Source organism: Arthrobacter sp. Hiyo1 (assembly GCF_001263615.2).
Classification (GTDB): Bacteria; Actinomycetota; Actinomycetes; order Actinomycetales; family Micrococcaceae; genus Arthrobacter.
The window spans coordinates 319,648-322,387 of sequence record NZ_DF952473.1 but is presented as its reverse complement, the minus strand read 5'-3'; the positions used below and the strand labels follow the sequence as shown (position 1 = coordinate 322,387).

The window sequence follows — 2,740 nt, the reverse complement described above, 5'->3', positions numbered from 1 at the left end:
GTTCGGACTGCGCCATAGAGGTCCTCGGCGACGTCTCCGACGATGACGGCCAAGGCCAGGACCATGCCGGCGAGGACCATGGTGTTCATCCCGGTGCCTCGTAGGTACAGCACCAAGGCCGCCGCCGTCAGGGAGACCGGAATCGTGATCAGGCTGATGACGGCGGTGCGCCAGGAGCGGAAGAACGCGCCAAACATGGTGGCTGTCAACACGAGCGAGACAAGCAGTGCGACACCAAGCGTGCCTACCTCTTCTTCGATGAACGCTGCCTGCCGGTAGACGGTGGTGTCGATAGTGACACCGGACAAGCCTGGCTGGAGAGCGTGGAGCGCATCATCGATGCCCCGGGTCACATCCCTTGTGTTCGTCTCCGGGAACTTTTCGATGACCAGGAGCAGTTCGGCATCCTTGCCGGAGAGTGCATCCCCGATCAGCGGCTGGTGATCGGTCACGACGTGTGCAACATCGCCCAACACCAGCTTTCCGGCCGGCCCTTCCAGACTGACTTGGCCCAGATCCTCGGGCGTGGTGATTGGCAGGACGTGCTGCACTCCAAGCCGCTGGTGGCCCGTCTCCAGGAAGCCGCCGGTACCGGGTGTGGACGCCTCAAGGTAGCTCAAAGGCGACACCCAGACGGCATTGCCGGTGGTGGTAATGACTTCGTCCAGCGTCACGCCCTTGGCCTCAAGTTCCCCAGGATCGACCAGGACCTGCAGCTGCTGGTCGCGGAGGCCCCAGATAGCCACGTTCGCGACGCCGGGCACCGCCAGGAGTCCGGGCTTCAAGGTCCAGCGGGCCAGAACAGACATGTCTATGGCCGACATCTCTTTGGAGGTCAGCCGGATCATCATGACCCGGCTCGTCGATGAGAGGGGCTGCATCAGGACGGGTGCGGCAGACACGTTCGGCAAGGCGCGTGCTTGGGTCAAACGCTCAGACACAAGCTGGCGGGCCCGGAAAAGGTCGGTCCCCGGCTTGAACACCATCTGGATTGATGACAGGCCGGGGACGGATTTGGAATGAATGGCTTCCACCCACGCCACACCGTTCAACAGGTCTGCCTCCATGGGGGAGGTGATCAGTTGTTCAACCTCCGCGGCGGAGAGCCCCAGGGCCTCAGTCTGGATTTCGACCTGTGGAGGGGCGAACTCCGGGAAGGCATCCACTGCCATGCCCGGCAGGCTCGTGAAGCCGAAACCCAGGATCCCCACCGCCACGGCCAGGACCAGAAACCGGAACTGGAGTACCCACCGGAGGACCGTGCCCATCATGGCCGGTCACCCGGCTCCTTGGGTGTGAAGGTGGAGAAGCCGTAGCGGGGAGGAGACACCCCAGAATCGATGTCCGGTGAGTGCCCGCTGAAAATGTTAGATCCCCGGTACCTGTCCACCACGCCGCTCCTTGGAACAGTGCCAAAGCGCCCCCAGACGTGTACGTCAATCATGAGCCCCGGCCGAACCTTGGGTCAACGCTCAATGCAAGGATTCTCAGGATAATGACAGGGAATTTTTCGTCCATTCACAAGTGATAGTGGTATACGCAAGAACTAGCCGCTGGAGCCCGGTGTCGCAACCTCGGCGCGGGGGGTCGTTCCGTAAACACTCGCACTGACCTGGTAGGCGTGCCCGTCCAATTCCAACGCCTGCCGATTGATCTCAGTCAGGGCGGAGTCCGCGAGCGCCTCCGCTTTGATGAGGTCCAACGACTCCTGGTCCGCGCCGCCAATCGCTGTCACTTTCACCAACCCCGTGCCCGCTGAATAGAGTTTTTGCTGGTGGCCAACGGACGGTTCCAGCGGATTGTACTCATCAACGGTCAACACATCGTCGTAGCACGCGGCCGGTACGCATACCCGCTCATGCTGCTTGAAGACAGTTCCACAATCCAGGAAGCCCACATCGGGTGCGTGGGCTTGGACGTACCCCGGGGTACCGGTCACCGGCTGATCCTGCATGGCGATCCCTGCCTGGGCCTTGGAAATGCCGTGAATGAAAGTGCGGGGCGCGCCGGTGAAAGTGCCGTTCTCGTACTCTTCCGGATACTCCCCGAAGAGCCAGACAGCTCCCTTTTCCGTCTGGGCAAAGAAGGCCAGCTCGGATTCCACGAGCTGCCCGTCGTAGTAGTCACGGTCCCACATCACGAGGGTCTTCACGCCGTCAATCACTTTTGTCAGTCCGGTCACCGAGTGGACCACCGTGCGCTCGGTGGTGCCGTCGGCACTCTTCACCATGCCCTTGGTCGTGTACTGCATGCCGGGCTTCAGTGGAAACCACTTGTTGTCAATCCTTGGCGCCGGCTGGAAGGCCGAGCGGTCGTAGTGGATGGCGGACCCGGCCCCGCAGAACTCTGCGGCGTCCGTGGTCGCCGTCGGGGTAGCAGTCGGCGGGGCAGATCCCGACGTCGGCCCTGTCAGGGGCCCGTTCGACGTGGCCGGGGAAGGCGTACCGCTTGGCCCGGAACACGACGCCACCGCGGACATTGCCAGAAACAGCACGAGTGCAGAACCCAACGCTGTGAGTCGTTTGCTTGGCTGGAACATCTCGGTGTCCTTTCACAACAGGCTGATGAAAGGAGGGCCGGGACAGCGGGAGAGGTTTTCATGCCGCACCGCCCACGGTCCAACATTTCTCAATTGTGCTCCGGCCGGCACGGAAAAAGAACAGACGGCGCACAAACCCGATGTGGCGAAGGGCGTTCCCTTGGGCACCCGGGGGGCCGGCGGCGTCTGGGGTAGAGCGCC

2 protein-coding genes are annotated in these 2,740 nt (G+C 62.5%); both read right to left on the bottom strand.

Annotated elements, in window-relative coordinates:
• Positions 1–1,271: efflux RND transporter permease subunit (locus tag AHiyo1_RS16965; protein ID WP_253257407.1), on the bottom strand; the 1,271-nt coding region annotated here is incomplete at its 3' end.
• A 275-nt stretch (positions 1,272–1,546) separates the two neighbouring features.
• Positions 1,547–2,539: a hypothetical protein gene (locus AHiyo1_RS16960; RefSeq protein ID WP_059389325.1), complete on the bottom strand. Its 993-nt coding sequence runs from the start codon at positions 2,537–2,539 to the stop codon at positions 1,547–1,549.
• Positions 2,540–2,740: the final 201 nt, after the last annotated feature.